This window comes from Rhodococcus sp. NPDC076796, assembly GCF_040702765.1.
Lineage (GTDB): Bacteria > Actinomycetota > Actinomycetes > Mycobacteriales > Mycobacteriaceae > Rhodococcoides.
In genome coordinates this window covers 394860-420899 of the sequence record NZ_JBFBMS010000003.1, presented here as the reverse complement: position 1 = coordinate 420899, position 26040 = coordinate 394860, and the positions used below count along the sequence as shown (strand labels likewise).

The following is a 26040-nucleotide window of genomic DNA, read 5'->3' as shown; positions in this document are numbered from 1 at the left end:
CCGCAATGACCGCCACAGCTTCCCCACCTGCAGTGCAGCCCGCCACTCGGAACGTTCCCGTGTGGCTCGGCATCCTCGCAGCATCCCTACCGATGTTCATGGCAACACTCGACAATCTGGTGATGACCAGCGCGCTCCCGGTCATCCAGCAAGATCTGAACGCCTCCGTCGGACAACTGCAATGGTTCATGAACGCCTACACCCTCACCTTCGCGACGTTCATGCTGACGGCGGCGACGCTCGGCGACAGGTGGGGCAGACGCACGGTGTTCCTCGGCGGAATCGCTGTCTTCACCGCCGCCTCGGTGGCCAGCGCGCTCGCTGCGAGTCCAGCGATGCTCATCGCGGCGCGCGCCGTGCAAGGAATCGGTGCCGCCGCGATCATGCCGTTGTCCCTGGCCCTGCTCGCCGCGGTGGTGCCGGTGAGCAAGCGGGCAATGGCAATCGGGATCTGGGGTGGAGTCTCCGGACTCGGCGTCGCGCTGGGGCCGGTGGTCGGCGGAGCCGTGGTCGACGGGATCTCCTGGCAGGCGATCTTCTGGATCAACGTTCCGGTGGCCCTCGTCGCAGTACCGCTGGCGTACGTCGCGCTGAAGGAAACCGCAGGGCGCATCCAACCGCTCGATCTGCTCGGCGCGGTCCTCGCGGGCGGCGGCGTCTTCCTCCTGGTGTGGGCGGTGGTCCACGGCAACGACGACGGGTGGGCGTCGACCACGGTGCTCGCCGGCTTCATCGGCTCGGCGGTACTGCTCGTCGCCTTCGTTCTGCGTGCCTCGCGCACCCGGCACTCGGTACTGCCGCTGGCACTCTTCCGTTCGCGCAGCTTCACCATCGCCAACATCATCGGAATCACGTTCTCGCTCGGCATGTTCGGGGCGGTGTTCCTCCTCGCGCAGTACCTCCAGATCGTGATGAACTACACGCCGTTTCAGGCAGGCCTACGCACGCTGCCGTGGACTGCCGCCCCGATGGTGGTCGCACCGATCGCAGGTCTGCTCGCCGAGCGCGTCGGACTGCGTGGGTTGTTGGTCGCCGGCCTGTCGCTGCAGTCGGTCTCGCTCGTGTGGATGGCGCTGATTCTGGGACCCGACACCGAATACCTGTCCATGGTCCCGGCGCTGCTGATGGCCGGAGTGGGCATGGGACTGACGTTCGCCCCGTCCGCCACCGCAGTGCTGCGGGACATGAAGGACGACGATCACGCCACCGCGAGCAGTGCGAACTCCACCGTGCGAGAAGTGGGTATCGCGCTCGGCATCGCGGTACTGACAGCAGTGTTCATCGGAGCCGGTGGATCACTGACGCCCACCGGCTACACCGACGCCCTGGCACCCGCCCTGCTCGTCGGCGCAGGGGCAGTGGCGATCGGACTCGTGGCGGCGCTGTTCATGCCGGGGCGTTCCGCCGGACCGGCGGAAGCGCTCACGGTTGACCGGGAAATGCCGTCGACGACGGAGTGACGCCCAGAATTTGCTGCCACGTCGCGAGGCGAACCGCAGCGTCGGTCAACGCCTGCACGCCCATGTCGCGGGTCGCTCCCGATCGGCTGCGTTCGATCGACGAACGCCACGCGATGCTCGTGTCGATCTCGGCCTGCGCAGCCAACTGCGCAGCCGAGATCGCGTCGGTCACCGGGAAGGGGGACGCGTACGCCGGATCGGGCAGTGGCACAGTGACGCTCGCCGCCCGGAGTGCATCGATGGTGGCGTCGCGGCGAGCGCGATGAGCGGCAGTGTTCGACGCCACCACCTCGGCGCGCGTGGGGTTGGAGAACGCCGCGACGACGCCGTAGGCGAACACCGCCGCGTACTCGGCGTGCAGGGCATCGACCAGGCCTTGCTGTTCCGGACCGAGATCGCTCATGCCAGAACCACCAGGGCCGAGACCGTGCACGAGGCACTGATCGAACCGAGAAGGCCTGCCCGGTAACCACTTTCGTTGCGAGCTGCATCTGCTGCACTGCGAGCAGAGGAAGTCAACATCTCCCGCACGGCGGCGATATCGGGCGGCGGCGTCGTGGGAGCGGGTGTCGTGGTGGCCGTGGCCGACGACGTGTCGGTCGAGGCGCCGGTGGCTCGGGCGATCTCGGTCTCGAGCGCATCGGCGTGCTCGGTCCGCTGCGCCGCGACGATCCCGAGTGCGGCTGCGTAGTCGGCGATCACCGTCGCGGCCGCGGTGGCATCCGCGGCATCGGCGCGGGCTGCGCGCAACTGTGCGGTCAGTGTGTCGAGGGCAGGGCCCGAGATCGTCTCCTGGCCGCACGCGGCAACGCCGGACACGGCGGCCGCGGACAGAGCGGCGACACCGGCGAGTCGGAACAACCCGCGGCGGCTGAGCGCGAAGGGGACGGTCGGCGTTGGCACTCCGATATCGTGCCAGACCGCAGCGCTCGTACGCGCCGTGCCCGCGTGTCGCGGCGGTCGATCGTGGTCACGAGCACTGCCTGCGGGGCGGTAGGCTGTTGGTTCACCAAACGCAGTCCGGCTGCCGTACGCCGGATCGCCCACAACTACACACGAGGAGTTCGCGACATGCCTGTTCCGTCCAAGGAAAGGGTTGTCGAACTGCTCGCCGACCTCGTTCGAGAACGGGGTTACGACCTCGAAGACGTGAACGTTGTCGCCGCAGGAAAGCACAGTGCAGTGCGGATCATGGTCGATCGCGAAGAGGGAATCGACCTCGACGCGCTCCCGGAACTGAGCCGCGAGATCTCGGATGCCTTCGATGCCGTGACCGATTTCGGGGAAGCTCCGTACACACTGGAAGTCACCACCCCCGGAATCGACCGCCCGCTGACCGAGGCACGGCATTGGCGTCGGGCCCGCGGACGCAAGGTGCGTATCGAACTCGCCGACGCCAAGTTCGACGGTCGCGTCGGTGTGCTCGACGGTGACTCGGTCACCGTGGTGATCAAGGAGAAGGGTGTGTTGTCGACCCGGTCCGTTGCGCTGTCCGATGTTGTGAAAGCTGTTGTGCAGGTGGAGTTCTCGCGGCCAAGCGCCGAGGAGATGGACCTGGCAGGTGGCGTGGTCGGCAGTAGACCGTCACCCGCGAACACCGATGAGATCGTGGACGTGGAAGCACCGGAAGAAGGGTCGAACAAGTGAATATCGATATCGCCGCACTGCGTGCCATCGAGGCGGACAAGGGAATTCCGATCGAGATGGTGATCTCGACGATTCAGACCGCATTGCTGACGGCCTACCGGCACACCGAGGGACACCAGTCCAACGCGTGGATCGACGTCGATCGCAAGACCGGGTCGGTACGGGTGATGGCCAAGGAGCTCGACGCCGACGGCAATCTGATCTCCGAGTGGGACGACACCCCGGAAGGCTTCGGACGCATCGCGGCAACCACGGCGCGTCAGGTCATCCTGCAGCGCCTACGCGACGCCGAGCACGAGCGCTCGTTCGGCGAGTACTCCACGCACGAGGGTGAGATCGTCAACGGTGTCATCCAGCGCGACACGCGTGCCAACGCCAAGGGCACCGTCATCGTCCGTATCGGCAGTGACGCCAACGGAGCCGACGGCCTCCTGCCGCCCGCCGAGCAGGTGCCGGGTGAAAGCTACGAGCACGGCGAACGCATCAAGTGCTACGTCGTCGGAGTCGCCCGGGGCAACCGGGGTCCGCAGATCACCCTTTCGCGCACCCATCCGAATCTGGTGCGCAAGCTGTTCGCCCTCGAGGTGCCCGAGATCGCCGACGGTTCGGTCGACATCGTGGCAGTGGCCCGCGAGTCGGGGCACCGCTCGAAGATCGCAGTCGCGTCCACCGTGTCCGGTCTCAACGCCAAGGGTGCCTGCATCGGACCGATCGGGCAGCGCGTGCGCAACGTGATGAGCGAACTCGCAGGCGAGAAGATCGACATCATCGACTTCGACGAGGATCCGGCCACGTTCGTCGGAAACGCTCTTTCTCCGTCGAAGGTCGTCTCGGTGACCGTCGTCGACGCGGCTGCTCGTGCGGCCCGTGTCGTGGTTCCCGAGTACCAGCTTTCTCTGGCCATCGGCAAGGAAGGGCAGAACGCTCGACTGGCCGCTCGATTGACCGGTTGGCGTATCGACATCCGCAGTGATGCGGCGGCACCCGAGACGACCAGCGCGTAGGGCCGGAATGCGGAGTTCGGGGCAATACAGCGGTAGAGTGGTCGATGGTTCGGTAACGACCTCTCCGCCCAGAGGCATGAACGCGAGTATCCGGTAGTGACAAGCCGGCCTATTCGTACGTGCGTCGGGTGCAGGGAGCGAGTGCCGGCCGCCGATCTGTTGAGGATCGTGGTTCGAGAAGCTGGTTCGCACGAATTCGCTCTCGTCCCCGACGTCCGGCATTCGATGTCCGGCCGTGGTGCGTGGTTGCACTACAGCCGAGAATGCCTGCACAATGCGGAACGACGCCGAGTCTTCGGTCGTGCGTTTCGGATATCGGGAAATGTGGAATCGTCCGCAGTGACAGCCGTGCTCGACGAGTACGAACAGCTGCAGGCCGAGGACACGACAAGAGCAACACCCGTCGACAAGAACAGGCAACAGCACTGATGAGCACACCGTGAAGCACCAACGATGAACGTCCATCGGAGATAACCCGAGGTCGTGCGGGCACCAAGCCTCGCTCGGCCTCTCAGTGAGGAGAGCAGTGGCAGGCAAGGCCCGCGTGCACGAGTTGGCAAAAGAACTCGGTGTCACCAGTAAGGAACTACTCGCACGGCTCAAAGAGCAAGGCGAGTTCGTCAAGTCCGCATCATCCACAGTCGAAGCCCCCGTGGCACGTCGACTGCGTGAATCCTTCCCGTCCGACAGCGCGGACGCGTCGGCACCCGCCGCATCTGCACCGAACGGTCGCGCAGCGGCCGATCGCGCTGCAGGCAGCACCGCGAAGCCGGGCGCTGCGAAGCCGGGCGGACCCCGTCCCGGCCCCAAGCCGGCACCCCGTCCGGCAGAGCCGGAAGCACCCGCAGCGCAAGCTCCCGTGGAGGCAGCACCGGCTGCACCCGCAACTCCGGCTGCCGCACCCGCTCCGGCCCCGGCAGCACCAACCCCTTCGCCCGCAGCGCCCGCCGCTCCGGTCGAACAGGCTCCGGCCGCGTCGGCCACCACCAGCGACGCTGCACCCGCCCCGGCAGCTCCCAAGCCCGCAGGTCCCGGCCCCAAGCCCGGCCCCAAGGCTCCGCGTGTCGGTAACAACCCGTACTCCTCGGCTCCCGTGGAGCGACCGGCTCCCCGTCCCGCTCCCGGTGCTCCGCGCCCCGGTGGCGGACGACCCGCTCCCGGACAAGGTGGGCCTCGTCCCGCCACACCGTCCGGTGGCAGTCGTCCGGCTCCCGGGCAGGGTGGGCCCCGTCCCGCACCGGGCCAGGCCGGACCTCGTCCGAGCCCGGGCTCGATGCCTCCTCGCCCCAACCCCGGTGCCATGCCGACCCGTTCGGCGCGTCCCGGTCCCGCAGCAGGTCGACCCGGTCGTCCCGGTGGCGCTCCGGGTGGACGTCCCGGCGGCGGCGGTGGCGGTGGCTACCGCGGCGGCGGCGCTCCCGGCGCTCCCGGTGGTGCCCCCGCAGGCGGCGCTCCCGCAGGTGGTTTCCGCGGTCGCCCCGGTGGCGGTGGACGCCCCGGTCAGCGCGGCGCAGCAGCAGGTGCATTCGGTCGTCCCGGCGGAGCAGTTCGTCGTGGACGCAAGTCGAAGCGGGCGAAACGCGCCGAGTACGAGAGCATGCAGGCTCCCGCAGTCGGCGGCGTCAGGCTGCCCCGCGGCAACGGTGAGACCATCCGTCTCGCCCGCGGCGCATCGCTGTCGGACTTCGCGGACAAGATCGACGCGAACCCGGCCGCACTCGTGCAGGCCCTGTTCAACCTCGGCGAGATGGTCACCGCGACGCAATCAGTCAACGACGAGACGCTGGAGCTTCTCGGCGGCGAGATGAACTACGTCGTCCAGGTCGTCAGCCCCGAGGACGAGGATCGCGAACTTCTCGACAGCTTCGACCTCACCTACGGCGAGGACGCAGGTGGCGAGGACGATCTCGAGCAGCGTCCGCCGGTGGTCACCGTCATGGGTCACGTCGACCACGGCAAGACGCGACTGCTGGACTCGATCCGTAATACCGCTGTTCGCGAAGGTGAAGCCGGTGGTATCACGCAGCACATCGGTGCCTACCAGGTGCTGACCGAACTCGAAGGCAACGAGCGTCTCGTGACGTTCATCGACACCCCCGGTCACGAGGCCTTCACGGCTATGCGTGCTCGTGGTGCCAAGGCCACGGACCTCGCGATCCTGGTCGTCGCTGCCGACGACGGCGTCATGCCTCAGACGGTGGAAGCGATCAACCATGCGCAGGCAGCAGATGTGCCCATCGTGGTCGCGGTCAACAAGATCGACAAGGAAGGCGCGAACCCGGACAAGATCCGTCAGCAGCTGACCGAGTACGGCCTGGTTGCCGAGGAGTACGGCGGCGACACCATGTTCGTCGAGATCTCCGCCAAGCAGGGCACCAATATCGATGCCCTTCTCGAAGCGGTGCTGTTGACTGCAGATGCGTCGCTCGACCTGCGTGCCAACCCGGACATGGATGCTCAGGGTGTCGCCATCGAGGCGCACCTCGATCGTGGACGCGGACCGGTTGCCACGGTCCTCATCGCCCGAGGAACGCTCCGCGTCGGTGACTCGATCGTGGCGGGAGACGCATACGGACGCGTTCGCCGCATGGTCGACGAGCACGGCGAGGACGTCACCGAAGCGCTGCCGTCACGTCCCGTGCAGGTCATCGGCTTCACGTCGGTGCCCGGTGCAGGCGACAACCTGTTGGTCGTCGACGAGGATCGGATCGCACGTCAGATCGCCGACCGTCGAAATGCGCGCAAGCGCAATGCGTTGGCAGCCAAGAGCCGCAAGCGCATCAGCCTCGACGATCTCGATGCAGCTCTGAAGGAGACTTCGCAGCTCAACTTGATCCTCAAGGGTGACAACTCGGGAACCGTGGAAGCGCTCGAAGAGGCGCTGCTCGGTATCGAGATCGACGACGAGGTCGAACTGCGCGTCATCGACCGCGGTGTCGGTGGCGTCACGGAGACCAACGTCAACCTGGCGTCGGCATCCAACGCGATCATCATCGGCTTCAACGTTCGAGCGGAGGGCAAAGCCACCGAGCTGGCCAACCGCGAAGGCGTCGACATCCGGTACTACTCGGTGATCTACCAGGCCATCGACGAGATCGAGAAGGCCCTCAAGGGCATGCTCAAGCCGGTGTACGAAGAGGTTGCCCTCGGGCAGGCCGAGATCCGCGCGCTGTTCCGTTCCTCCAAGGTCGGAAACATCGCCGGTTGCCTCGTCACCTCCGGTACGATCCGTCGCAACGCCAAGGCGCGACTCATCCGAGACAGTGCCGTTGTCGCGGAAACCGTCACGATCTCCTCGCTTCGCCGCGAGAAGGACGACGCGACGGAGGTCCGTGAGGGCTACGAGTGTGGTTTGACGGTGACGTACTCCGACATCAAGGTGGGCGATGTCATCGAGGCGTACGAACTCCGTGAAAAGCCGCGCGACTAGAACAGATGCGGAGCCGTTCGGCTCCGCATCCGGTCGCGTCGGCTCGGTGGTGAAGCCAGGGGAGTGACACTGCGCTCCGACTTTCGAGCCGGTGGTGGTACGACAGATGTACCGCCACCGGCTTTGTCGTCGAAGCTGATCGAAGGACGTCAGCGTGTATCTGGGTGCTCTGGAGTTGGACGTGTTGTTGGGGGATGTGCGTTCGCTCGCCGAGAAACGGTCGATGGTGGAACCGGTCCTCGGTGATCTGCAACGGTTGGGAGTCTCGGCTGCCGAAACCGGTGAGCGAGAACGTATTCGGCGATCCCTGCTGGGGGTTGCCGCGGCCGGTACCGATGTCGACCTACTGCACGACAAACTGGACGAGTGCGAACGGCATGTCGCCGAACGCCACGATCTGGAACTGTTGGCAGTACGCCGGAGAATCTTCGGACCCGAGGATTGATCCGGGAAGTCCGCCGAGCCCTGCTCGGCAGACGTGAAGTGCACAACCGTCGGTACGTCGCAACAGAATCGACGTTCGGCCATGAAAGAGGAGTGTGATTGTCGTGGTGGATCAGGCCAGGGCTCGTAAGTTGTCCAAGCGAATCGCCGCCATCGTTGCAACGGCGATCGATCACGAGATCAAGGATCCACGGCTGGCATTCGTGACCATCACCGACACCAAGGTGACCGCCGACCTGCACGACGCCACGGTGTACTACACCGTGATGGGTGAAGATCTCGATACTCCGCCCGATCTGCAGGCGGCCGCTGCAGGACTCGAGAAGGCCAAGGGTGTACTGCGCTCGAAGGTCGGAGCCGGAACGGGTGTTCGGTACACGCCGACATTGACGTTCGTGACCGACACGGTGCCCGACACCGCACGCCACATGGAAGACCTCCTCGAACGCGCCCGAGTGGCCGACGAGGAACTGGCCCGCGCTCGTGCGAACGCCAAGCCCGCAGGCGACCCCGACCCATACAAAGCCCCGCGCGAAGTCGCAGACTCAGATGGTCATTCCGCAGGCTCCACTCCTGGATTGCATGGTCGTTCCGCAGGCTCCACTCCTGGATTGGATGGTCGTTCCGCAGGCTCCACTCCTGCAGACGTCGAGCCCGCCGAAGCCGACTGACATGTCCGATGGTTCGGGGTCGGTGTCGGAGACCGACGAGGATCTGGCCCAGGCGATCGAGATGCTCGAACGTGCATCGTCGGTGACCGTGCTGTGTCACGTTCAGCCCGATGCCGACACGATCGGTAGTGGGCTCGCGCTCGGTTCGGTACTCGAACGTCGCGGTGCGACCGTCCAGGTGGCGTTCGCAGCACCGGCGTCCCTGCCCGAGTCGATGGACGAGTTACCCGGCAGGCACCTTCTGGTCGACGCCGACCAGGTCACCGAGACCGTCGATCTGGTGGTCACGGTCGACGCCGGAAGTCGGGGTCGGCTGGGTTCGTTGGGCGACCGACTCGATACGGCGTCGGCCAGCCTCGTCATCGATCACCACCGCAGCAACACTCGATTCGGAACGCTGAACGTGGTGCATGCGTCCGCCGAGTCCACCACCGCCGTGATCGCGCGTCTGCTCGATCGGTGGGGCGTCGAGATCGATGCCGATCTGGCTCACCTGCTGTTCGCGGGCCTGGTCACCGACACCGGTTCGTTCCGCTGGGTTCGCCCGGGTTCTCATTTGTTGGCCGAAAGACTGTTGGCCACTGGGATCGATGGCGCTCACATCGCCCGCAAGCTGCTCGACACCCATCCGTTCGAGTGGTTGCCGATGCTCGGGTCCGTGCTCGGTTCGGCATCCTTGATTCCCGACGCAGCCGACGGACGAGGGCTGGTGTACGCCGTCATTCGGAGCGAGGATTCGGCCGGACTGCGGTCCGAGGAAATCGAGAGCGTGATCGACATCGTGCGCACCACCTCCGAAGCCGAGGTGGCAGCCGTGCTCAAGCAACAGGACTTCGGCTCGGTCTGGGTGGTCTCCCTGCGCTCGAAGACCGAGGTAGACGTCTCGGCGGTGGCGTGCGAACTCGGCGGCGGCGGGCACCGCAACGCGGCCGGCTACACCGCGACCGGTGACCTGCCCGACGTGATCGATGCGCTGCGCGGAGCACTTTCGACGTCGTGAGCTCCACTCCGGTCACCGCTCGAAAGATTCTCGGCCTGTCGCTGCCCTCCCTCGGCGTCCTTGCCGCCGAACCCCTCTACCTGTTGTTCGACGCCGCCGTGATCGGCAGGCTCGGTGCGTTGGCCCTCGCAGGCCTGGCTATCGGCGGGCTCGTGCTGGCCCAGGTCAGCACCCAGCTGACCTTCCTGTCCTACGGCACGACCGCGCGAGCGGCTCGGATGCACGGTGCCGGTCGCGAACGTGATGCCGTCGGCGAGGGTGTGCAGGCAACCTGGCTGGCCTTCGCGATCGGTATCGCCATCGTCGCGGTGATGCAACTCGCGGCCGAGCCCGTGGTGTCGGTGCTCACCGGCGGTGGCGACATCGCGGCCGAGGCGCTCGCGTGGCTGCGGGTGGCCTTGCTGGGTGTGCCGTTCATCCTGATATCGCTGGCCGGAAACGGATGGATGCGCGGAGTCCAGAACACGGTGACCCCACTGCGTTTCGTCGTGTTCGGCTTCGGTGTGTCGGCAGTTCTGTGCCCACTCCTGGTGCATGGGTTGCTCGGATTCCCGCGTCTGGAGCTGGTGGGATCGGCCGTGGCCAACGTGATCGGGCAGGGCGTCGCCGGTGCGCTGTTCGTCGTCGCGGTGGTGCGGGCGAGCACCGAATTGCGCCCGCGCTGGTCGGTGATGCGCGCGCAACTGGTGCTGGGGCGCGACCTGATCGTGCGCAGTCTGGCGTTCCAGGCCTGCTTCCTCTCGGCGGCTGCGGTCGCGTCGAGGTTCGGAGCGGCCTCGGTGGCCGCCAATCAGGTGGTACTGCACATGTGGAACCTGGTGTCGTTGATGCTCGATTCGTTGGCCATCGCCGCTCAGACACTGGTGGGTGCCGCCCTGGGTGCAAGCAGGACCGACGACGCGCGGGCACTGGCGTGGCGACTGACGGCATGGTCGACGGTGTTCGCGGTCGTCCTCGCCGGCGTGTTCGCTGTCGGGCGCTCGTTCGTCCCGGACTTGTTCACCACCGACGCGTCGGTCATCGACGAGATGCATGCGATCTGGTGGATCTTCGTCGCGATCATTCCCATTGCGGGAGTGGTGTTCGCGTTGGACGGAGTGCTGCTCGGCAGTGGTGACGCTGCTTTTCTGCGAAATGCGACCATGGCGTGCGCCGTCGTGGGCTTTCTGCCGTTCATCTGGTCGGCTCTGGTGTTCGACTGGGGGTTGGTCGGCATCTGGACAGGGCTCGGCGTCTTCGTCGGACTGCGGATGCTCGCGGTCGCGGGCCGGGTGCTGTCCGGTAAGTGGCTGGTGATCGGCAGCGACCGCCAACTACGCCACTGAGTGGTCTCGGTCAGGGCTGCGACGGCAATGCGGGGTGCAATGCCACCTCACGGCTCTTGACGACGAAGAACACGCTGCGGCCGGGCTCGAGCCCGAGATCCGATACCGCAGCAGGGGTGATGTCGGCGGCCATGCCGGGAGACCCGTCGGGTTGCGGACGTGACCGAACACGAATCCCGGAGCCCTGCACCTCCATCTCCTCGATCACCACCTCGAACACGTTTCGGGGGCTGGCGTGCGGTGCAGTCGGGTGTACCGACACGGCGGCGGGGGAGAACACCGCTACCAGTGGAGTTCCGGTGGCGTGCCGCCCGGAGCCGTGGACCGTCCCTCCCCATGTCGTGGTCAGGGACGTCGAGTCTTCGGCATCGACAGCCCGTCCCGAGATCAGGTTCACCCCGGCGATGCGGGCACCGAATTCGCTGCGAGGGGCGGTCAGGACGTCGGTGACCGACCCTCGCTCGACGACGCGCCCACCGTCGACGACCGCGACGGAATCGGCGAGCGCGACGACGTCGAGCAGATCGTGGGTCACGATCAAGGCGGTGCGGCCGCTCTCGCGCAACACAGTGCGCAGCACTCGCCGAATGCCCGGTGCCGTATCGACATCCAGCGCCGCCAGGGGTTCGTCGAGCAGCAGCAGACGCGGATCGGCCGCAAGAGCGCGCGCGATGGCGATACGTTGGGCCTGACCACCGGACAGCTGCGCAGGGCGGCGATCGGCCAGGTGGGAGGCCCCGACCGCGTCGAGCCAGGTATCGGCGACGGCTCGCGCGGTCGCGCGGTTCGCGCCGGTGCTACGCGGTGCGAAGGCCACGTTCGTGCGAGCGTCCATGTGAGGAAACAGCAGAGCTTCCTGAGCGAGGGTCGCGACGCCTCGCGCGTGGATCGGCACGACGGTGTTCGAGGCGGTGTCGGTCAACACGTCTTCGCCGAGTCGGACGATTCCGTCGTCGGGTGCCACGACGCCCGAGACGAGTTGCAGCAGCGTCGATTTGCCTGCCCCGTTCGGCCCGAGGATCGCGACCGTCTCACCCGCGCGGGCATCCAGTTCGAGATCGATTCCGCGGACGCCGAGGGTGGCCCAGAGGTGTAGTGAATTCACAGCGTTCCCGACGACCGTGTGCCGCGCGCGGTCACGACGACGAGTGCCGCGACGAGAATCAGCACCAGCGACAGCGCCACCGCTGCATCGGGATCGCTCTCGCGCTGCAGATAGATTTCCAGCGGCAGTGTCCTGGTCACGCCCTCGAGGGAGCCGGCGAAGGTCAACGTCGCTCCGAATTCTCCGAGTGCACGCGCGAAGGCGAGAACGGTTCCAGATATCAGCCCGGGAAGTATCAGCGGCACGGTGACTCGCCGTAGGACGGTCGTGGGGGTGGCACCCAGGGTGGCAGCCACCACGTCGTAGCGGTCACCGGCCGTGCGTAGGGCGCCCTCGACGCTGACGACGAGAAAAGGTAGCGACACGAACACCTGTGCCAACACGACGGCCGAGGTGGTGAACGCTATTCGAATCCCGAAGGCATCGAGGTGTTCGCCCAACAGGCCTTGGCGTCCGAAGGTGTAGAGCAGCGCGATGCCGCCGACCACCGGAGGCAGCACCAAGGGCAGGACTACGAGAGAGCGGAGTATCGAGAGCCCTCGAATCGAGCTGCGCGAGAGCACGATGGCCATCGGCACGCCCAGAAGCACACACACCATGGTGCTGGCCGTCGCCGTCTTCAGGCTGAGGATCAGCGCTGCCACAGCGGATTCGGAGGTGACGAGTCCGAGAAAGTTCGACCAATCGATTCGCGTGAACATCGCGGCCAGTGGCAACACGACGAGCAGTGCGCCCACGGCGGCCGGTGCGAATATCCACAGCGGTACTCCGACGGTCGGACGGGGCCGTGCCGTGGACCGCCCGCCGTCAGCGGCTCGAGCGGTCACGGTGCCGCGAAGCCCGCTCGACCGAGCACGTCTCGCCCGACGGGTCCGGCGACGAACTCGGTGAATGCGCGCGCTGTGGCGGGGTTGCCGGAACCGCTCAGGGTCGCGATCGGGTAGATGTTGACGGCCTCGCTCGACTCCTCGAAGGGCACCGTGGTCACGGCTGCGCCTGCCCCGGAAGCATCGGTGACGTAGACCAGTCCGGCATCGGCCTGCCCCGAGGTGACCTTGCCCAGCACGTCGGTGACCGAGGATTCCTCGCTCACGGCCGGGACGAGTGTGTCGGTGGCGGTCTCGACCGCGGCCGTCGCCGCGCCGCACGGCACCTGGGGGGCGCAGATCACGGTGAGAACGTCGGGGTTCGCCAGATCGGCGAACGATGTGATGCCGTCGGGGTTGCCGGGGGCGGTCACGATGGTCAGAGTGTTGGACGCGAAGTCGACGGGATCGCCCGCCACCAGGTCTTCGTCGACCGTCTCGGCCATGTTCTTCGTATCCGCGGAGGCGAAGACGTCGGCAGGCGCGCCGGAGATCAGCTGCGCGGCCAGATCGGACGAACCCGCGAAACTGAACTCCACCGAGGTGCCGGGGTGTTCGGCCTCGAAGCGAGTGCCGAGATCGGTGAACGTCGTGCGGAGCGATGCTGCGGCGAAGACCGTGATCTCGCCTCCGACCGCGTTGCCGTCCGAGGCCGCATCGGGTGTTGTCGAATCGAACTGCGAGCTGCACCCGACGAGCATCAGGGTGGCTGCAACCACGAGCGCGGATGCCGGGCGCGTTGTCTTCACGAACATCTCCTGCGTTCTACGGTGTCTCGACGATGACGGTGGTCGCCTTGACGACAGCGACGGTGACCTTGCCGGGCTCGAGCCCCAGTTCGCGAACCGATCGGGTACTCATCAGCGACACGATCGTGAACGGCCCGCACTGCATGCTCACCTCGCTCATCACCGCGTCCGAGACGACCTCGGTGACCAAACCCACGAGCCGGTTGCGGGCAGAGCTGCCGCCCGACGAGATCTCCGGCGGGGGGACGGCGTGTTCGCGTGCGTAGTCGGCCAGGTCCCGGCCGGCGATGACCTTGCGTCCGGACTCGTCCTCGAGCGCGGGGAGCGCACCGCTTTCGATCCATCTGCGCACGGTGTCGTCACTGACGCCGAGGAGGGCTGCGGCGTCTCGGACGCGGACCGGGGGCACGGTCATCGAGACGCAACCCGAGTCGAAACCCGCAAACAAGTCATGAACGGCACCATATACCCGAATCTGCGGGTGTTTCGACTCGATCCCGTTTTCGGTGAGCGGCACGGTCCGGCCGGTGACCGGGTTGCCGCGTCACCCCGCCCGGATACGCCGCGGAATCTGCATGGAGTATTGGGCGTTGGTACGTTCTCGGACGGTTCTGGCGATTCGACGCCGGCGGCCGAGCGCATCGGAAGGAATTTTCAGTGGCAGCGAAGCTGTGGGCAGTGAGCGACATTCACGTCGGACATCGGGGCAACCGACCCGTGACCGAGGACATCTTTCCCGAATCGCCCGAAGACTGGCTGATCGTTGCCGGCGACGTGTCGGAGAAGACCGACGACATCAAGTGGGCGCTCGAACTGCTCCGTAGCCGTTTCGCGAAAGTCATCTGGGTTCCCGGAAACCACGAGCTGTGGACGACGGTGAAGGATCCCGTCCAGATCCACGGGGCAGCCCGATACGAGTACCTGGTCAACCTGTGCCGCGAGATCGACGTCGTCACCCCCGAGGACCCGTATCTGCGGTGGGAGGGTGAGGGTGGTCCGGCGACGATCGTGCCGATGTTCCTGCTCTACGACTACACGTTCCTGCCGCGGGGAGCTCGGGACAAGGAACACGGACTGACGATCGCACGTGAGAAGAACGTCGTCGCCACCGACGAATTCCTGCTGTCCTCGCAGCCGTACGCGACGCGCGACGCCTGGTGCCATGCGCGGATCGACGCCACCAGGGAGCGTCTCGATGCGCTGGACACCTCCGTTCCGACCGTGTTGATCAACCACTTCCCGATGGTTCGGCAGCCGACCGAGGTGCTGTTCTACCCGGAGTTCGCGCTGTGGTGTGGGTCCACTCTGACGGCGGATTGGCATACGCGGTACAACGCGATCTGCTCGGTGTACGGGCACCTGCACATCCCGCGGACGACCTATTACGACGGCGTTCGCTTCGAGGAGGTGTCGGTGGGCTACCCGCGCGAATGGCAGCGCCGTGGCCTGCCGAAGAACGTTCTGCGGCAGATTCTTCCGGTCCCCGAGTATCCGCCGGGTGCGTTGAACAAGTGGGGTGGACACTTCACGGTGACGCCCGAGATGGAGGCCGAGGTCGAGAAGATGAGGGCAGGCAAGTGATCGAATCCATACTTCCCAACGGCGTCGTCTCGGCCGAGTTGTTCGCGGACCCACCTGGTTTGACGCCACATCCGCTCGAAGCCCCGCTGGTGGCCAAGGCGGTGGACAAGCGCAAGCGTGAGTTCACCTCGGCTCGACACTGTGCGCGCGTGGCGATGGAGAAGTTGGGCGTGGAGCCGGCACCGATCATGCGCGGTAAGTCCGGCGCCCCGCAGTGGCCGAAGGGTGTGGTCGGGTCGTTGACGCACTGCGACGGCTATCGCGGTGCGGTGTTGGCCTACTCGATGCAGGTGCGCTCGGTGGGAATCGACGCCGAGCCGCACGGTCCCTTGCCCGATGGAGTACTCGGGGCGGTGAGCTTGGAGTCCGAGCGTGAGTGGCTCGCGACCGTGGGACGTGAGGACGTGCACTGGGACCGAGTGTTGTTCTGCGCCAAGGAAGCGACGTACAAGGCCTGGGAGCCGTTGACCGGACGCTGGCTCGGATTCGAGGACGCGCACATCACCTTCGAGCGCACCGGCGCCGGTGACGACATCTCGGGAACGTTCCATTCCGAGCTGCTGGTGCCAGGGGAGACGGTGTCCGGGCCGCCGTTGCGGGCTTTCGACGGTCGATGGATGGTGGCGGGCGGTCTGGTGATGACCGCGATCTCGGTGATGTGACGACCGGCTCCGCGCGCCTGGCACAATGCTCTCTCGTGAGTGCTCGCGAAAAGATCTCGTCCGGTCTCGTCGGTGCCGGCCTGCTGGTGGTCGACAAGGGGCCGGGAGTGACGAGCCACGATGTGGTGGCGTCGTGCCGAAAATTGTTGCGCACCAGGAAGGTCGGCCATGCGGGGACCCTGGATCCCATGGCGACCGGCGTGCTGGTGCTCGGCGTGGAGCGTGCGACCAAGATGCTGGGATTGCTCTCGCTGACCACCAAGTCGTACACCGCAACCATCCGGCTCGGCCGGAGCACGACGACCGACGACGCCGAGGGCGACGTGCTGGCCGAGGTTTCGGCCGCGCACGTCTCCGACTCCGAGATCCAGGCCGCGATCGCCGCCCTGACCGGCGATATCGAGCAGGTGCCTGCCAGTGTCAGCGCCATCAAGGTCGACGGGCAACGTGCCCACAAACTGTCCCGCGCGGGTGAGGAGTTCACACTCGCCGCCCGCAAGGTCAGCGTCACTCGATTCGACGTGACGGCCAGGCGCGATGTGGTGGAGAACGAAGCCTCCTTCGTGGACCTCGATGTCGAGGTGGACTGCACGTCGGGGACCTATGTGCGCGCCTTGGCGCGCGACCTCGGCGCGGCGCTCGGCGTCGGCGGCCACCTGACCGTGTTGCGCCGCACTCGCGTCGGACCCTTCACCCTGGACCACGCGCGGACGCTCGATGATCTTGCCGAGGACCCGGCCGTGAGCTTGGACATCGACCAGGCGGCGCGAACGGCCTTTCCGCACCGGCAGATCGACGCGGGTGAGGCGGAATCGTTGAGCCAGGGGCGGTGGCTGGATCCGATCGGAATCGACGGGGTGTATGCGGCGGTCGATCCCACGGGGCACACCATCGCTTTGCTTCAGGAGAAGGGCAAGCGCGCCAGTTCGGTCATGGTCGTGCGACCCGCGACCTTGCGCGGGCACTGAAACACTCGGCACGGGTGCGGCACCGACCCGACGATCAGTTCGCCGGAACCATCCAGATCGCCTCGGCGGCGCGGTGGCCGAGGTCGATGGAATCGGTGGCATCGGTGCGAGCGAGCTCGATGGCGACGGTGCCTGCGTAGTCGCGTCGTTCGACCACCGTGATCGGCAGGTCCAGCGTGATGCCGACGGAATCGAAGTAACGCAGCATCGCCGGGTCGGAGTCGGAAATTCTGGCGACCCGGCCGGACTGTCCGTCGAGGTACTCGCTCAGGCGGGTCGCGGACGGAGTCTCGATCGCACCGTCGACCGACGGAATCGGGTCGCCGTGCGGATCCCGTTCGGGGTGGCCCAGTTTGGCGTCGATTCGATCCATCATCAGATCCGATACGGCATGTTCGAGAATCTCGGCCTCGTCGTGCACTTCGTCCCAGCCGTAACCCAGTTCTCGGACCAGATAGGTCTCGATCAGACGGTGCCGACGCACCATGCCGATGGCAGCCAGGCGGCCCTTCTCGGTCAGTGAGATGGCTCCGTAGCGGGCGTGGTCGACCATGCCCTGGTCGGCGAGCTTGCGAATCGCCTCGGACACCGTGGAGGCGGAGACACCGATGCGTTCGGAGAGCATCTTGGTGCTGACGGAATCCTCGCTCCATTCACTGGCCGTCCAGATGACCTTGAGGTAATCCTGCGCAACCGCGGACAGCTGGACGCCCTCGTCGGCCGGTGCGGGATCGTCTTTTCGTTGCGCCACGTCGCCGAGCTTAGGCAATCCAATGGAAAAAGACATCTCACCCGGCCGGAGCTACCGGCACCTGTCGGCGTTGTCGCAGGGCGCGGATCACGATGCCCTGCGATGGGCTCAGCAGGTAGGCAAGAACGAAGACGAGTCCTTGGGTGAGCACCACGCTGCCACCGGAGGACACATCGAGGTAGAAGCTGGCGTAGATCCCCACCAGCGCGCAGCCCACCGAAATCAGCGGGGCCAGCACCAGCATGCGGCCGAAGCTGTGGGTGAGCAGATACGCGGACGCACCGGGAGTGATGAGCATCGCCACCACGAGGATGACGCCGACGGCCTGGAGTGCGACGACGGTCGTCAACGCGAGCAGGGTCAGCATCACGGCCGAGATCACCGTCGGGTTGATACCGACGGCGCGGGCCTGGGTGCGGTCGAAGGCGAAGAGAGTGAAGTCCCGACGCTTGACGATCATGACGGCCAACGCGATACCGCCGAGCACGAACACCTGGACCATGTCTGCCTGCGAGACACCGAGCAGATTGCCGAACAGGATGTGGTTGAGGTCGATCTGACTCGGAAACTTCGAGATCAGGACGACGCCGAGCGCGAACAAGGTGGTGAAGACGACGCCGATGGCGGCGTCCTCCTTGACGATGGTGGTGTTGCGAACCACCCCGATGGCACCGACAGCGATGAGCGCGAACAGTAAAGCTCCGATCGCGAACGGTGCCCCGAACAGGTACGACAGCGCGACACCGGGCAGAACGGCGTGCGAGACCGCGTCACCCATCAGTGACCACCCGATGAGGACGAGCCAGCAGCTCAGGACCGCGCACACGATCGAGGCGGTGACGGTCACCAGCAGCGCCCGCTGCATGAAGGTGTACTCGAGCGGGTCCACGAGAAAGGCGACGATGTACACGGTTCAGCTCGCTTCCGTCGTCGGGGTGGCCGGAGTCCGGGTGCCCGCACCGAGTTGGTCGACCTTCGACGGGTCGATGCCGAAGGCCAACGCCAGGTTCTCCGGGCGCAGCACCTCGGCCGGAGAACCGTGCATCAGCACCCGTTGCTGCAGCAGGATCGCCTCGTCGCACAGCTCCGGCAGAGCATGAAGATCGTGCGTGGACACGAGAACCGAGGCTCCGTGTGCTGCGAGTTCGCGCAGCAATCGGGTGATGGTGGCTTCGGTCTTCTTGTCCACTCCGGCGAAGGGCTCGTCGAGCAACAGCAGCGACGCCTCCTGGGCAATGGCGCGGGCGACGAACGCGCGTTTGCGTTGGCCTCCGGAGAGCTGACCGATCTGTCGGTTCGCGAGTTCGGCGAGGTCGACGCGCTGCAGAGCCTCGTCGACGGCCAGTCGATCGGCTGCTCGGGGTGTGCGAAAGAAATTCTGCTTCCCGTATCGGCCCATCATCACCACGTCGCGCACGCTGATCGGGAATGTCCAGTCGACGGATTCCGCCTGGGGCACGTAGCTGACCGTGCCTGCCTTGCGCGCCTGAGCCGGGTCGCCGCCGAACACGGTGATCGAGCCGGAGTTCGGCTTGACCACTCCCATGACGGCCTTGAACAGCGTCGACTTGCCCGATCCGTTCATGCCGACCAACCCGCACACCCGGCCGGGTGCGAGCGTCAGACTGGCACCGGTCAGGGCCACGACGTCGCGGTATCGGACATCGACGGCATCGACCGTCAGCGCCGCCTCGTTCTCGTGCGGGGCCATGCGGTGCGGGGCACCAGTGTGCTGGGTCATCGTTCTCCTACCAGTGCGTCGGCGATCAACCGTGCGTCGTAGCGCAGAAGATCCAGGTACGTGGGGACGGGGCCGGCCGCATCGCTCAGTGAATCGACGTAGAGCTGTCCGCCGAACCGAGCGCCTGTGTCCTCGGCGACCTGCAGCTGCGCCTTGTCCGAGACGGTCGACTCGCAGAACACGGCGGGTACGTCGTTGTCACGAACGAAATCGATGGTGCGGACCACCTGCTTCGGAGTTCCTTCCTGCTCGGCGTTGACCGGCCACAGGTAGGCCTCCTGCAGATCGAAGTCACGAGCCAGATAGCCGAATGCGCCCTCACAGGTGACGAGCGCACGTTGACGAGCGGGCAGCCCGGAGAGGTCTGCCTCCAGTTCGGCACCGACCTCGCGGAGTTGTCCGATGTACGCGGTTGCGTTCGCGCGGTAGTCGTCGGTGTTTGCGGGGTCGAGCGCGACGAACGCGTCGGCGATGTTCTCGACGTACGTCTCGGCCACGACGGGGGACATCCACGCATGGGGGTTCGCTTTGCCCGCGTAGGCGTCGTCGCGGATGTAGATCGGGTCCACGTTCGCACTCACCACGGCGTGGGGTGCGGGGATGCGCTCGACGAATTTCTCGAACCAGGCCTCCAGCCCGAGCCCGTTGTCCAGAATCAGCTCGGCCTGCTCCGCGGTGCGTAGGTCTCCGGGTGTCGGCTCGTAGCCGTGGATCTCGGCTCCGGCTTTTGTGATCGATTCCACTCGCAGGTGGTCACCGGCGACATTGGCGGCCATGTCGGCGAGAACGGTGAAGGTCGTCAGAACCAAGGGTCTGCCGTCGTCGAGAACAGTCGGATCGTCCTCTCCGACGGCGCGGGCACAGCCGGTCGACGCTGCTACCAGTAGTCCCACCACGGCCCAGCTCGCGAGAATCCGCCGGGCGCGAGATCCACGCTGGCGAAGAAATAAGTTAGGCACACCGAAATATTTACCGTGGGGACACCTTTTTGTCCATACCTGGCGCGCGCGACACGCCTGTCCGAGAGTGACCGAGCGGCCGTCGGGCCGTAGGCTTCGCGGTGTGCAGAGATGGCGAGGTCTCGACGATGTACCTGCCGACTGGGGTCGGTGCGTGCTCACGATCGGCGTCTTCGACGGCGTTCATCGCGGACACGCACAACTGATCGGGCGAGCGGTGGCCGCTGCGAAGAAGCGCGGCGTTCCCAGCGTGCTCATGACGTTCGACCCTCATCCGATGGAGGTCGTGCGGCCGGGAAGCCACCCAGCTCAGTTGACCACCCTGACGAGGCGAGCCGAGCTCGCCGAGAAGCTGGGAATCGACGTGTTCTGCGTGATGCCGTTCACGCCCGAGCTGATGAAGCTCACCCCCGAGCGATACGTGCACGAGATCCTGATCGAACGCCTGCACGTTGCCGAGGTCGTCGTCGGTGAGAACTTCACCTACGGGAAGAAGGCGCTCGGCACCGTGCCCATGCTGCGCAAGATCGGCGAACGGTCCGGATTCGCAGTCGACGGAGTCAACCTGCTCGCCGAGCACGCCGTCACGTTCTCCTCGACGTACATCAGATCGTGCGTGGACGCCGGAGACGTCGCCGCGGCAACTGCCGCGCTCGGGCGACCACACCGCGTCGAGGGCGTCGTGGTGCACGGAGACGGCCGAGGTCGCCAGATGGGTTATCCCACAGCCAATGTCGCGCCGCCCATGTACTCGGCCATTCCCGCCGACGGCGTGTACGCGGCGTGGTTCACCGTGCTCGGGCCGGGCCCGATCATGGGGACGGTCACTCCGGGGGAGCGGCATCCTGCTGCTGTGTCGGTGGGTACCAATCCCACGTTCTCGGGTCGTACCAGGACCGTCGAGGCGTTCGTGCTCGATGGTGAGGCCGACCTGTACGGGCAGCATGTGGCAGTCGACTTCGTGGATCGACTGCGCGGTATGGAGAAGTTCGATTCGATGGAAGCACTCGTGGAAGAAATGGGGCGCGACGCCGAGCGAGCCCGCTCGATCCTGGCGGCGAGCACGGCCTGATAGGCTGTCCCCTCGGTGCTCGCTGCGGTCCGTGGCGGCTGTACCGGCTTCGATCCCGTGGTTTCGACCACCGGGCGCGTTGCTTCCTTTCACGCGGACGTCATTGATCAGGAGTAGTACCAGTGGCATTGACCACCGAACAGAAGAAGGCCGTTCTCGGCGAGTACGGCTTGCACCCCACCGACACGGGTTCGCCCGAGGCGCAGGTTGCAATGCTCACCAAGCGCATCGTCGACTTGACCGAGCACCTCAAGACGCACAAGCACGACCACCACTCCCGCCGCGGCCTGTTGCTGCTGGTCGGGCGTCGTCGTCGTCTGCTCAAGTACATCGCGAAGGTCGACGTCACCCGCTACCGTTCGCTCATCGAGCGTCTGGGTCTGCGTCGATAATCTTCACCGACGCGAGGATGTCACCGATGCACGGTTCGACGCGCCGGTGCGCACCCGACTCGCAGCAATAGTGCAGTAGCCAACGAGGCAGTGCTTAGACTGTTCCTCGTTGGCTTTCTGTGTTTGTACCGCAAGAACAGTTACGCCAGCACGAGAAAGCGGATGCACGGCATCCGCACACCGCCGTGTATGCCTGTCACGCCGTGGTGACGGTCTTCGGTAGTGGCCTTTCGGATACGAGATCCGGTGGGCTTCGATCGATGGCCGCCTCCGCGCAGCCGCGTCCCGAGAGAAGCTCGGAGATGGACGGCACAGGTATGCCGCCACAGCCAGGAGGGCTCGTGGTGTGTCCACGCGGGCACGGCAAAGACGAGAGGACGAGAACAGAACACATGTCGGAAACCACAACATTGGACGTCGAAGAAGGCGTCTACGAAGCAACTGCGATCATCGACAACGGCACGTTCGGCAAGCGGACCATCCGCTTCGAGACCGGCCGCCTCGCGCAGCAGGCCGCAGGCGCGGTCGCCGCGTACCTCGACGAGGACACCATGCTGCTGTCGGCAACGACCGCAGGCAAGCACCCCCGTGAGGGATTCGATTTCTTCCCGCTGACGGTCGACGTCGAAGAGCGCATGTACGCCGCGGGCCGCATCCCCGGATCGTTCTTCCGCCGCGAGGGCCGTCCGTCCACCGACGCCATCCTCACCTGCCGCCTGATCGACCGGCCGCTGCGTCCGACGTTCGTCGACGGACTGCGCAACGAGATCCAGGTCGTCATCACGGTCATGAGCCTCAACCCGGCCGATCTGTACGACGTCGTCGCGATCAACGCCGCATCGGCCTCGACGCAAATCGCCGGCCTGCCGTTCTCCGGCCCGATCGGCGGCGTTCGCGTCGCGCTGATCGACAAGCAGTGGGTCGCGTTCCCGACCAACGAGCAGCTCGAGAAGGCCGTGTTCAACATGGTCGTCGCCGGACGTATCGTCTCCGGCTCCGGTGCCGACGCAGACGTCGCGATCATGATGGTCGAAGCCGAGGCCACCGAGAACGTCATCGAGCTCATCGAGGGTGGCGCTACCGCCCCCAACGAGTCTGTCGTCGCCGAGGGCCTCGAAGCATCGAAGCCCTTCATCGCGGCACTGTGCACCGCGCAGCAGGAGCTCGCGTCCAAGGCAGCCAAGCCCACCGGCGACTACCCGGTCTTCCCGGCGTACCAGACGGACGTCTTCGAGGCCGTCGAGAATGCCGCGAAGATCCCGCTGAACGAGGCACTGACCATTGCGGGCAAGGCCGAGCGTGAGAGCAAGCTCGACGAGGTCAAGGCTCAGGTCCTCACATCGGTCGGAGACAGCTTCGCCGGCCGCGAAAAGGAGATCGGTGCCGCATTCCGCGCACTGACCAAGAAGTCGGTTCGCCAGCGCATCCTCACCGATCACTTCCGCATCGACGGCCGCGGCATCACCGACATCCGGTCGCTGTCCGCCGAGGTCGCGATCATCCCGCGTACCCACGGATCGGCTCTGTTCGAGCGCGGCGAGACCCAGATCCTGGGCGTCACCACCCTCGACATGGTCAAGATGGCGCAGCAGGTCGACTCGCTCGGGCCCGAGACGTCCAAGCGCTACATGCACCATTACAACTTCCCGCCGTACTCCACCGGTGAGACCGGACGCGTCGGTTCGCCCAAGCGTCGCGAAATCGGTCACGGCGCACTCGCCGAGCGCGCTCTGCTGCCGGTTCTGCCCAGCCAGGCAGAGTTCCCGTACGCCATCCGCCAGGTCTCCGAGGCACTGAGCTCCAACGGCTCGACCTCGATGGGCTCGGTCTGCGCATCGACCCTGTCGCTGCTCAATGCCGGTGTGCCACTGCGTGCCCCGGTCGCCGGAATCGCCATGGGCCTCGTGTCCGACGAGGTCGACGGCGAAACCCGCTACGTCGCTCTCACCGACATCCTCGGTGCCGAGGATGCGTTCGGCGACATGGACTTCAAGGTCGCCGGAACCAAGGACTTCGTCACCGCACTGCAGCTCGACACCAAGCTCGACGGCATCCCCTCCAAGGTGCTCGCCGGCGCGCTGTCGCAGGCCAAGGATGCGCGTACGACCATCCTCGAGGTCATGGCCGAGGCCATCGACACCCCGGACGAGATGAGCCCGTACGCACCTCGCGTCACCGCGATCAAGGTGCCGGTCGACAAGATCGGCGAGGTCATCGGGCCCAAGGGCAAGATGATCAACTCCATCACCGAGCAGACCGGTGCCAACATCTCGATCGAAGATGACGGCACTGTCTACGTCGGTGCAGCGGACGGCCCGTCCGCACAGGCCGCGATCGACATGATCAACGCCATCGCCAACCCGCAGCTGCCGAAGGTCGGCGAGCGATTCCTCGGAACCGTCGTCAAGACAACGGCTTTCGGTGCATTCGTCTCGCTGCTCCCGGGCCGCGACGGACTGGTGCACATCTCCAAGCTCGGTAACGGCAAGCGCATCAACAAGGTCGAGGACGTCGTGAGCGTCGGATCCAAGTTGCGCGTCGAGATCGCCGATATCGACAACCGCGGCAAGATCAGCCTCGTTCCCGTCGAAGACGACAACGCTGCTGCTCCCGCCGATGCTCCCGAGGCACCCGCCGAGGTCAGCGCTGAGTAAGAAGCAACCGAGCCGAACGGTACGTCCCCTCGGGACGTACCGTTCGGCCGTTCCAGAGAGCGCCGGCATCGACACCGGCGTGCAACGCACCACACTGCCCGGCGGTCTTCGGGTGGTCACGGAGTTCGTGCCAGGCGTTCGCTCGGCCTCGGTCGGTGTGTGGGTCGGAGTCGGTTCACGGGACGAGCAACCCAGTGTTGCCGGTGCAGCACACTTCCTCGAGCATCTGCTGTTCAAGTCGACTCCCACGCGCAGTGCGCTCGAGATCGCCCAGGTGATGGACGGTGTCGGGGGAGAGTTGAATGCGTTCACCTCGAAGGAGAGCACCTGCTTCTATGCGCACGTGCTCGACGAGGACGTGGCGCTTGCCATCGATCTGGTCAGCGATGTGGTGCTGCGTGGCCGGTGCCGATCCGCAGACGTGGACGTCGAGCGGCAGGTGGTCCTCGAAGAGATCTCCATGCGCGACGACGATCCAGAGGATCTGCTGGGAGATGCCTTCCTGGAAGCGATGTTCGGCGATCATCCGATCGGACGCCCGATCATCGGTTCCGTCGAATCCATCGAGTCGATGACCCGTGCGCAATTGCACTCGTTCCACGTTCGCCGCTACACCCCGCAGCGCATGGTCGTTGCGGTTGCGGGGAACGTCGATCACAAGCAGATCGTCTCGCTCGTGCGCCGAGCGTTCTCCGGCCACCTGGTCAAGGGCGTACGGCCGGCCGAAAGAAGGTCCGGCACAGCGCGATTGCGCAACGCTCCCACGTTGAGCCTGACCACTCGTGACAGCGAGCAAGCGCATCTGTGCCTCGGCGTGCGTGCGTTCGGCCGACACGAAGGGCATCGCTGGGCGTTGTCGGTGCTGAACTCGGCAGTGGGCGGTGGGCTCAGTTCTCGTCTGTTCCAGGAGATCAGGGAAGAGCGTGGTCTGGCGTACTCGGTGTACTCGTCGGTGGACACGTTTGCCGACAGTGGTGCCTTCTCCGTCTACGCCGGCTGTCAGCCGGAGAACTTGGGCGAAGTGACCACGGTGATCAGAGAAGTGCTGGCCAAGGTTGCGTCCGAGGGCATCACCGACGCCGAGTGTGCGCGGGCCAAGGGTTCGTTGCGGGGCGGATTGGTTCTGGGACTCGAAGATTCGGGCTCTCGGATGAACCGAATCGGTCGTAGTGAACTGAACTACGGCAATCACCGCGACATCACCGACACGTTGGCGCGGATCGACAGCGTCGGCAACGACGAGGTACGCGAGGTCGCCGCCGTGTTGCTCGACCGTCCTTTCGGTGCCGCGGTCGTCGGCCCCTACAAGAACGTTCGCCAGCTTCCGGCGTCGGTCAAGTCCTTGGTTCGGTAGCCTCGGCGATCACGTCGCGCACTGCGCGGCGGGTCAACTCCGGCACCGCCGAACGGTCGGTGATCGGCTCGAATGCGCGGGTGGAGTTGAGCGCTGCTATTCCGTGCACGGAGGTCCACAGTCGCAGGGCTGTGAACTGTGGATTCTCCGGCGCGACAGCATCGACCGCGCATTCGACGTTGACGTGCATGCCCGTACGGTCGAC

At 65.9% G+C, this 26040-nt stretch carries 27 protein-coding genes; 16 read left to right on the top strand and 11 right to left on the bottom strand.

Annotation, left to right across the window (positions count from 1 at the left end):
* Positions 1–5: 5 nt before the first annotated feature.
* On the top strand, positions 6–1460 hold the full coding sequence (locus tag AB0366_RS12195; RefSeq protein ID WP_366244152.1) for a DHA2 family efflux MFS transporter permease subunit: 1455 nt from the start codon (positions 6–8) through the stop codon (positions 1458–1460).
* On the opposite strand, the gene AB0366_RS12190 is transcribed toward AB0366_RS12195, so the two are convergent.
* A complete protein-coding gene (locus tag AB0366_RS12190) occupies positions 1423–1863 on the bottom strand; it encodes a ferritin-like domain-containing protein (protein WP_121870112.1) in 441 nt (146 codons plus the stop codon). The two genes, AB0366_RS12195 and AB0366_RS12190, sit on opposite strands and share 38 nt — an antisense overlap.
* Complete coding sequence (locus tag AB0366_RS12185; RefSeq protein WP_121870111.1) at positions 1860–2363, bottom strand: hypothetical protein; 504 nt, start codon at positions 2361–2363, stop codon at positions 1860–1862. Before AB0366_RS12185 ends, AB0366_RS12190 begins: the two co-directional genes overlap by 4 nt.
* Positions 2364–2531: 168 nt before the next feature.
* Between AB0366_RS12185 and rimP the strand changes: the two genes are divergently transcribed.
* The 8 genes from rimP (at position 2532) to AB0366_RS12145 (ending at position 10981) form a co-directional block, all read left to right on the top strand.
* A complete protein-coding gene (gene rimP, locus AB0366_RS12180) occupies positions 2532–3107 on the top strand; it encodes a ribosome maturation factor RimP (RefSeq protein WP_366244151.1) in 576 nt (191 codons plus the stop codon).
* Positions 3104–4111 carry a transcription termination factor NusA gene (gene nusA, locus AB0366_RS12175; protein WP_366244150.1) on the top strand — a complete coding sequence of 336 codons (1008 nt, stop codon included), beginning with the start codon at positions 3104–3106 and terminating at the stop codon, positions 4109–4111. The genes rimP and nusA overlap by 4 nt, the downstream gene beginning before the upstream one ends.
* A gap of 96 nt (positions 4112–4207) precedes the next feature.
* Positions 4208–4540, top strand: coding sequence for a YlxR family protein (locus AB0366_RS12170; protein WP_183130169.1), 333 nt, complete (start codon positions 4208–4210; stop codon positions 4538–4540).
* Between the two features lie 97 nt (positions 4541–4637).
* On the top strand, positions 4638–7541 hold the full coding sequence (gene infB / locus AB0366_RS12165) for a translation initiation factor IF-2 (protein WP_366244149.1): 2904 nt from the start codon (positions 4638–4640) through the stop codon (positions 7539–7541).
* Positions 7542–7695: 154 nt separating this feature from the next.
* On the top strand, positions 7696–7986 hold the full coding sequence (locus AB0366_RS12160) for a DUF503 domain-containing protein (protein WP_068050194.1): 291 nt from the start codon (positions 7696–7698) through the stop codon (positions 7984–7986).
* 103 nt (positions 7987–8089) lie between these two features.
* Positions 8090–8656 (top strand): 30S ribosome-binding factor RbfA, encoded by a 567-nt coding sequence (gene rbfA, locus AB0366_RS12155; protein WP_366244423.1) that lies wholly within the window; start codon positions 8090–8092, stop codon positions 8654–8656.
* Between the two features lies 1 nt (position 8657).
* Positions 8658–9656 (top strand): bifunctional oligoribonuclease/PAP phosphatase NrnA, encoded by a 999-nt coding sequence (locus tag AB0366_RS12150; RefSeq protein WP_366244148.1) that lies wholly within the window; start codon positions 8658–8660, stop codon positions 9654–9656.
* Positions 9653–10981, top strand: coding sequence for an MATE family efflux transporter (locus AB0366_RS12145; RefSeq protein ID WP_366244147.1), 1329 nt, complete (start codon positions 9653–9655; stop codon positions 10979–10981). Before AB0366_RS12150 ends, AB0366_RS12145 begins: the two co-directional genes overlap by 4 nt.
* A 10-nt stretch (positions 10982–10991) precedes the next feature.
* Here the strand turns inward: AB0366_RS12145 and AB0366_RS12140 are convergent, their stop codons facing one another.
* The 4 genes from AB0366_RS12140 to AB0366_RS12125 all read right to left on the bottom strand — a co-directional run bounded on the left by AB0366_RS12140 (position 10992) and on the right by AB0366_RS12125 (position 14116).
* Positions 10992–12086, bottom strand: a complete 1095-nt coding sequence (locus tag AB0366_RS12140; RefSeq protein WP_366244146.1) for an ATP-binding cassette domain-containing protein — start codon at positions 12084–12086, stop codon at positions 10992–10994.
* Complete coding sequence (locus tag AB0366_RS12135) at positions 12083–12913, bottom strand: ABC transporter permease (RefSeq protein WP_366244145.1); 831 nt, start codon at positions 12911–12913, stop codon at positions 12083–12085. Before AB0366_RS12135 ends, AB0366_RS12140 begins: the two co-directional genes overlap by 4 nt.
* Complete coding sequence (gene modA / locus AB0366_RS12130) at positions 12910–13653, bottom strand: molybdate ABC transporter substrate-binding protein (protein WP_366244422.1); 744 nt, start codon at positions 13651–13653, stop codon at positions 12910–12912. The genes AB0366_RS12135 and modA overlap by 4 nt, the downstream gene beginning before the upstream one ends.
* 64 nt (positions 13654–13717) lie before the next feature.
* Positions 13718–14116 (bottom strand): TOBE domain-containing protein, encoded by a 399-nt coding sequence (locus AB0366_RS12125; protein WP_366244144.1) that lies wholly within the window; start codon positions 14114–14116, stop codon positions 13718–13720.
* A 242-nt stretch (positions 14117–14358) separates the two neighbouring features.
* Here AB0366_RS12125 and AB0366_RS12120 point away from each other — a divergent pair, with 242 nt between their 5' ends.
* The 3 genes from AB0366_RS12120 to truB are packed head-to-tail and all read left to right on the top strand — an operon-like array spanning position 14359 to position 16912.
* On the top strand, positions 14359–15282 hold the full coding sequence (locus tag AB0366_RS12120) for a metallophosphoesterase (protein WP_366244143.1): 924 nt from the start codon (positions 14359–14361) through the stop codon (positions 15280–15282).
* Positions 15279–15944: a 4'-phosphopantetheinyl transferase gene (locus tag AB0366_RS12115; RefSeq protein ID WP_366244141.1), complete on the top strand. Its 666-nt coding sequence runs from the start codon at positions 15279–15281 to the stop codon at positions 15942–15944. The genes AB0366_RS12120 and AB0366_RS12115 overlap by 4 nt, the downstream gene beginning before the upstream one ends.
* A gap of 35 nt (positions 15945–15979) precedes the next feature.
* A complete protein-coding gene (gene truB / locus AB0366_RS12110) occupies positions 15980–16912 on the top strand; it encodes a tRNA pseudouridine(55) synthase TruB (RefSeq protein ID WP_366244140.1) in 933 nt (310 codons plus the stop codon).
* A 34-nt stretch (positions 16913–16946) separates the two neighbouring features.
* Here truB and AB0366_RS12105 read toward each other — a convergent pair whose 3' ends face one another.
* The 4 genes from AB0366_RS12105 to AB0366_RS12090 are packed head-to-tail and all read right to left on the bottom strand — an operon-like array spanning position 16947 to position 20288.
* Entirely contained in the window at positions 16947–17681 is a 735-nt protein-coding gene (locus tag AB0366_RS12105; protein WP_094614544.1) for a metal-dependent transcriptional regulator, read from the bottom strand.
* 19 nt (positions 17682–17700) lie between these two features.
* Positions 17701–18573, bottom strand: coding sequence for a metal ABC transporter permease (locus AB0366_RS12100; RefSeq protein ID WP_366244139.1), 873 nt, complete (start codon positions 18571–18573; stop codon positions 17701–17703).
* Positions 18574–18576: 3 nt separating this feature from the next.
* Positions 18577–19374 (bottom strand): metal ABC transporter ATP-binding protein, encoded by a 798-nt coding sequence (locus AB0366_RS12095; protein ID WP_366244421.1) that lies wholly within the window; start codon positions 19372–19374, stop codon positions 18577–18579.
* 26 nt (positions 19375–19400) lie between these two features.
* Entirely contained in the window at positions 19401–20288 is an 888-nt protein-coding gene (locus AB0366_RS12090) for a metal ABC transporter substrate-binding protein (protein WP_366244420.1), read from the bottom strand.
* A 178-nt stretch (positions 20289–20466) separates the two neighbouring features.
* Between AB0366_RS12090 and AB0366_RS12085 the strand changes: the two genes are divergently transcribed.
* From AB0366_RS12085 to AB0366_RS12070, 4 genes are all read left to right on the top strand, one after another.
* On the top strand, positions 20467–21435 hold the full coding sequence (locus tag AB0366_RS12085) for a bifunctional riboflavin kinase/FAD synthetase (protein WP_366244138.1): 969 nt from the start codon (positions 20467–20469) through the stop codon (positions 21433–21435).
* Positions 21436–21557: 122 nt separating this feature from the next.
* Positions 21558–21827, top strand: coding sequence for a 30S ribosomal protein S15 (rpsO, locus tag AB0366_RS12080; RefSeq protein ID WP_032397847.1), 270 nt, complete (start codon positions 21558–21560; stop codon positions 21825–21827).
* 392 nt (positions 21828–22219) lie between these two features.
* Positions 22220–24481 carry a polyribonucleotide nucleotidyltransferase gene (locus tag AB0366_RS12075; protein WP_366244137.1) on the top strand — a complete coding sequence of 754 codons (2262 nt, stop codon included), beginning with the start codon at positions 22220–22222 and terminating at the stop codon, positions 24479–24481.
* Complete coding sequence (locus tag AB0366_RS12070; RefSeq protein WP_366244419.1) at positions 24474–25835, top strand: pitrilysin family protein; 1362 nt, start codon at positions 24474–24476, stop codon at positions 25833–25835. Before AB0366_RS12075 ends, AB0366_RS12070 begins: the two co-directional genes overlap by 8 nt.
* Here the strand turns inward: AB0366_RS12070 and AB0366_RS12065 are convergent.
* Positions 25816–26025 carry a hypothetical protein gene (locus AB0366_RS12065; RefSeq protein ID WP_366244135.1) on the bottom strand — a complete coding sequence of 70 codons (210 nt, stop codon included), beginning with the start codon at positions 26023–26025 and terminating at the stop codon, positions 25816–25818. The genes AB0366_RS12070 and AB0366_RS12065 overlap by 20 nt on opposite strands.
* Between the last annotated feature and the right edge of the window lie 15 nt (positions 26026–26040).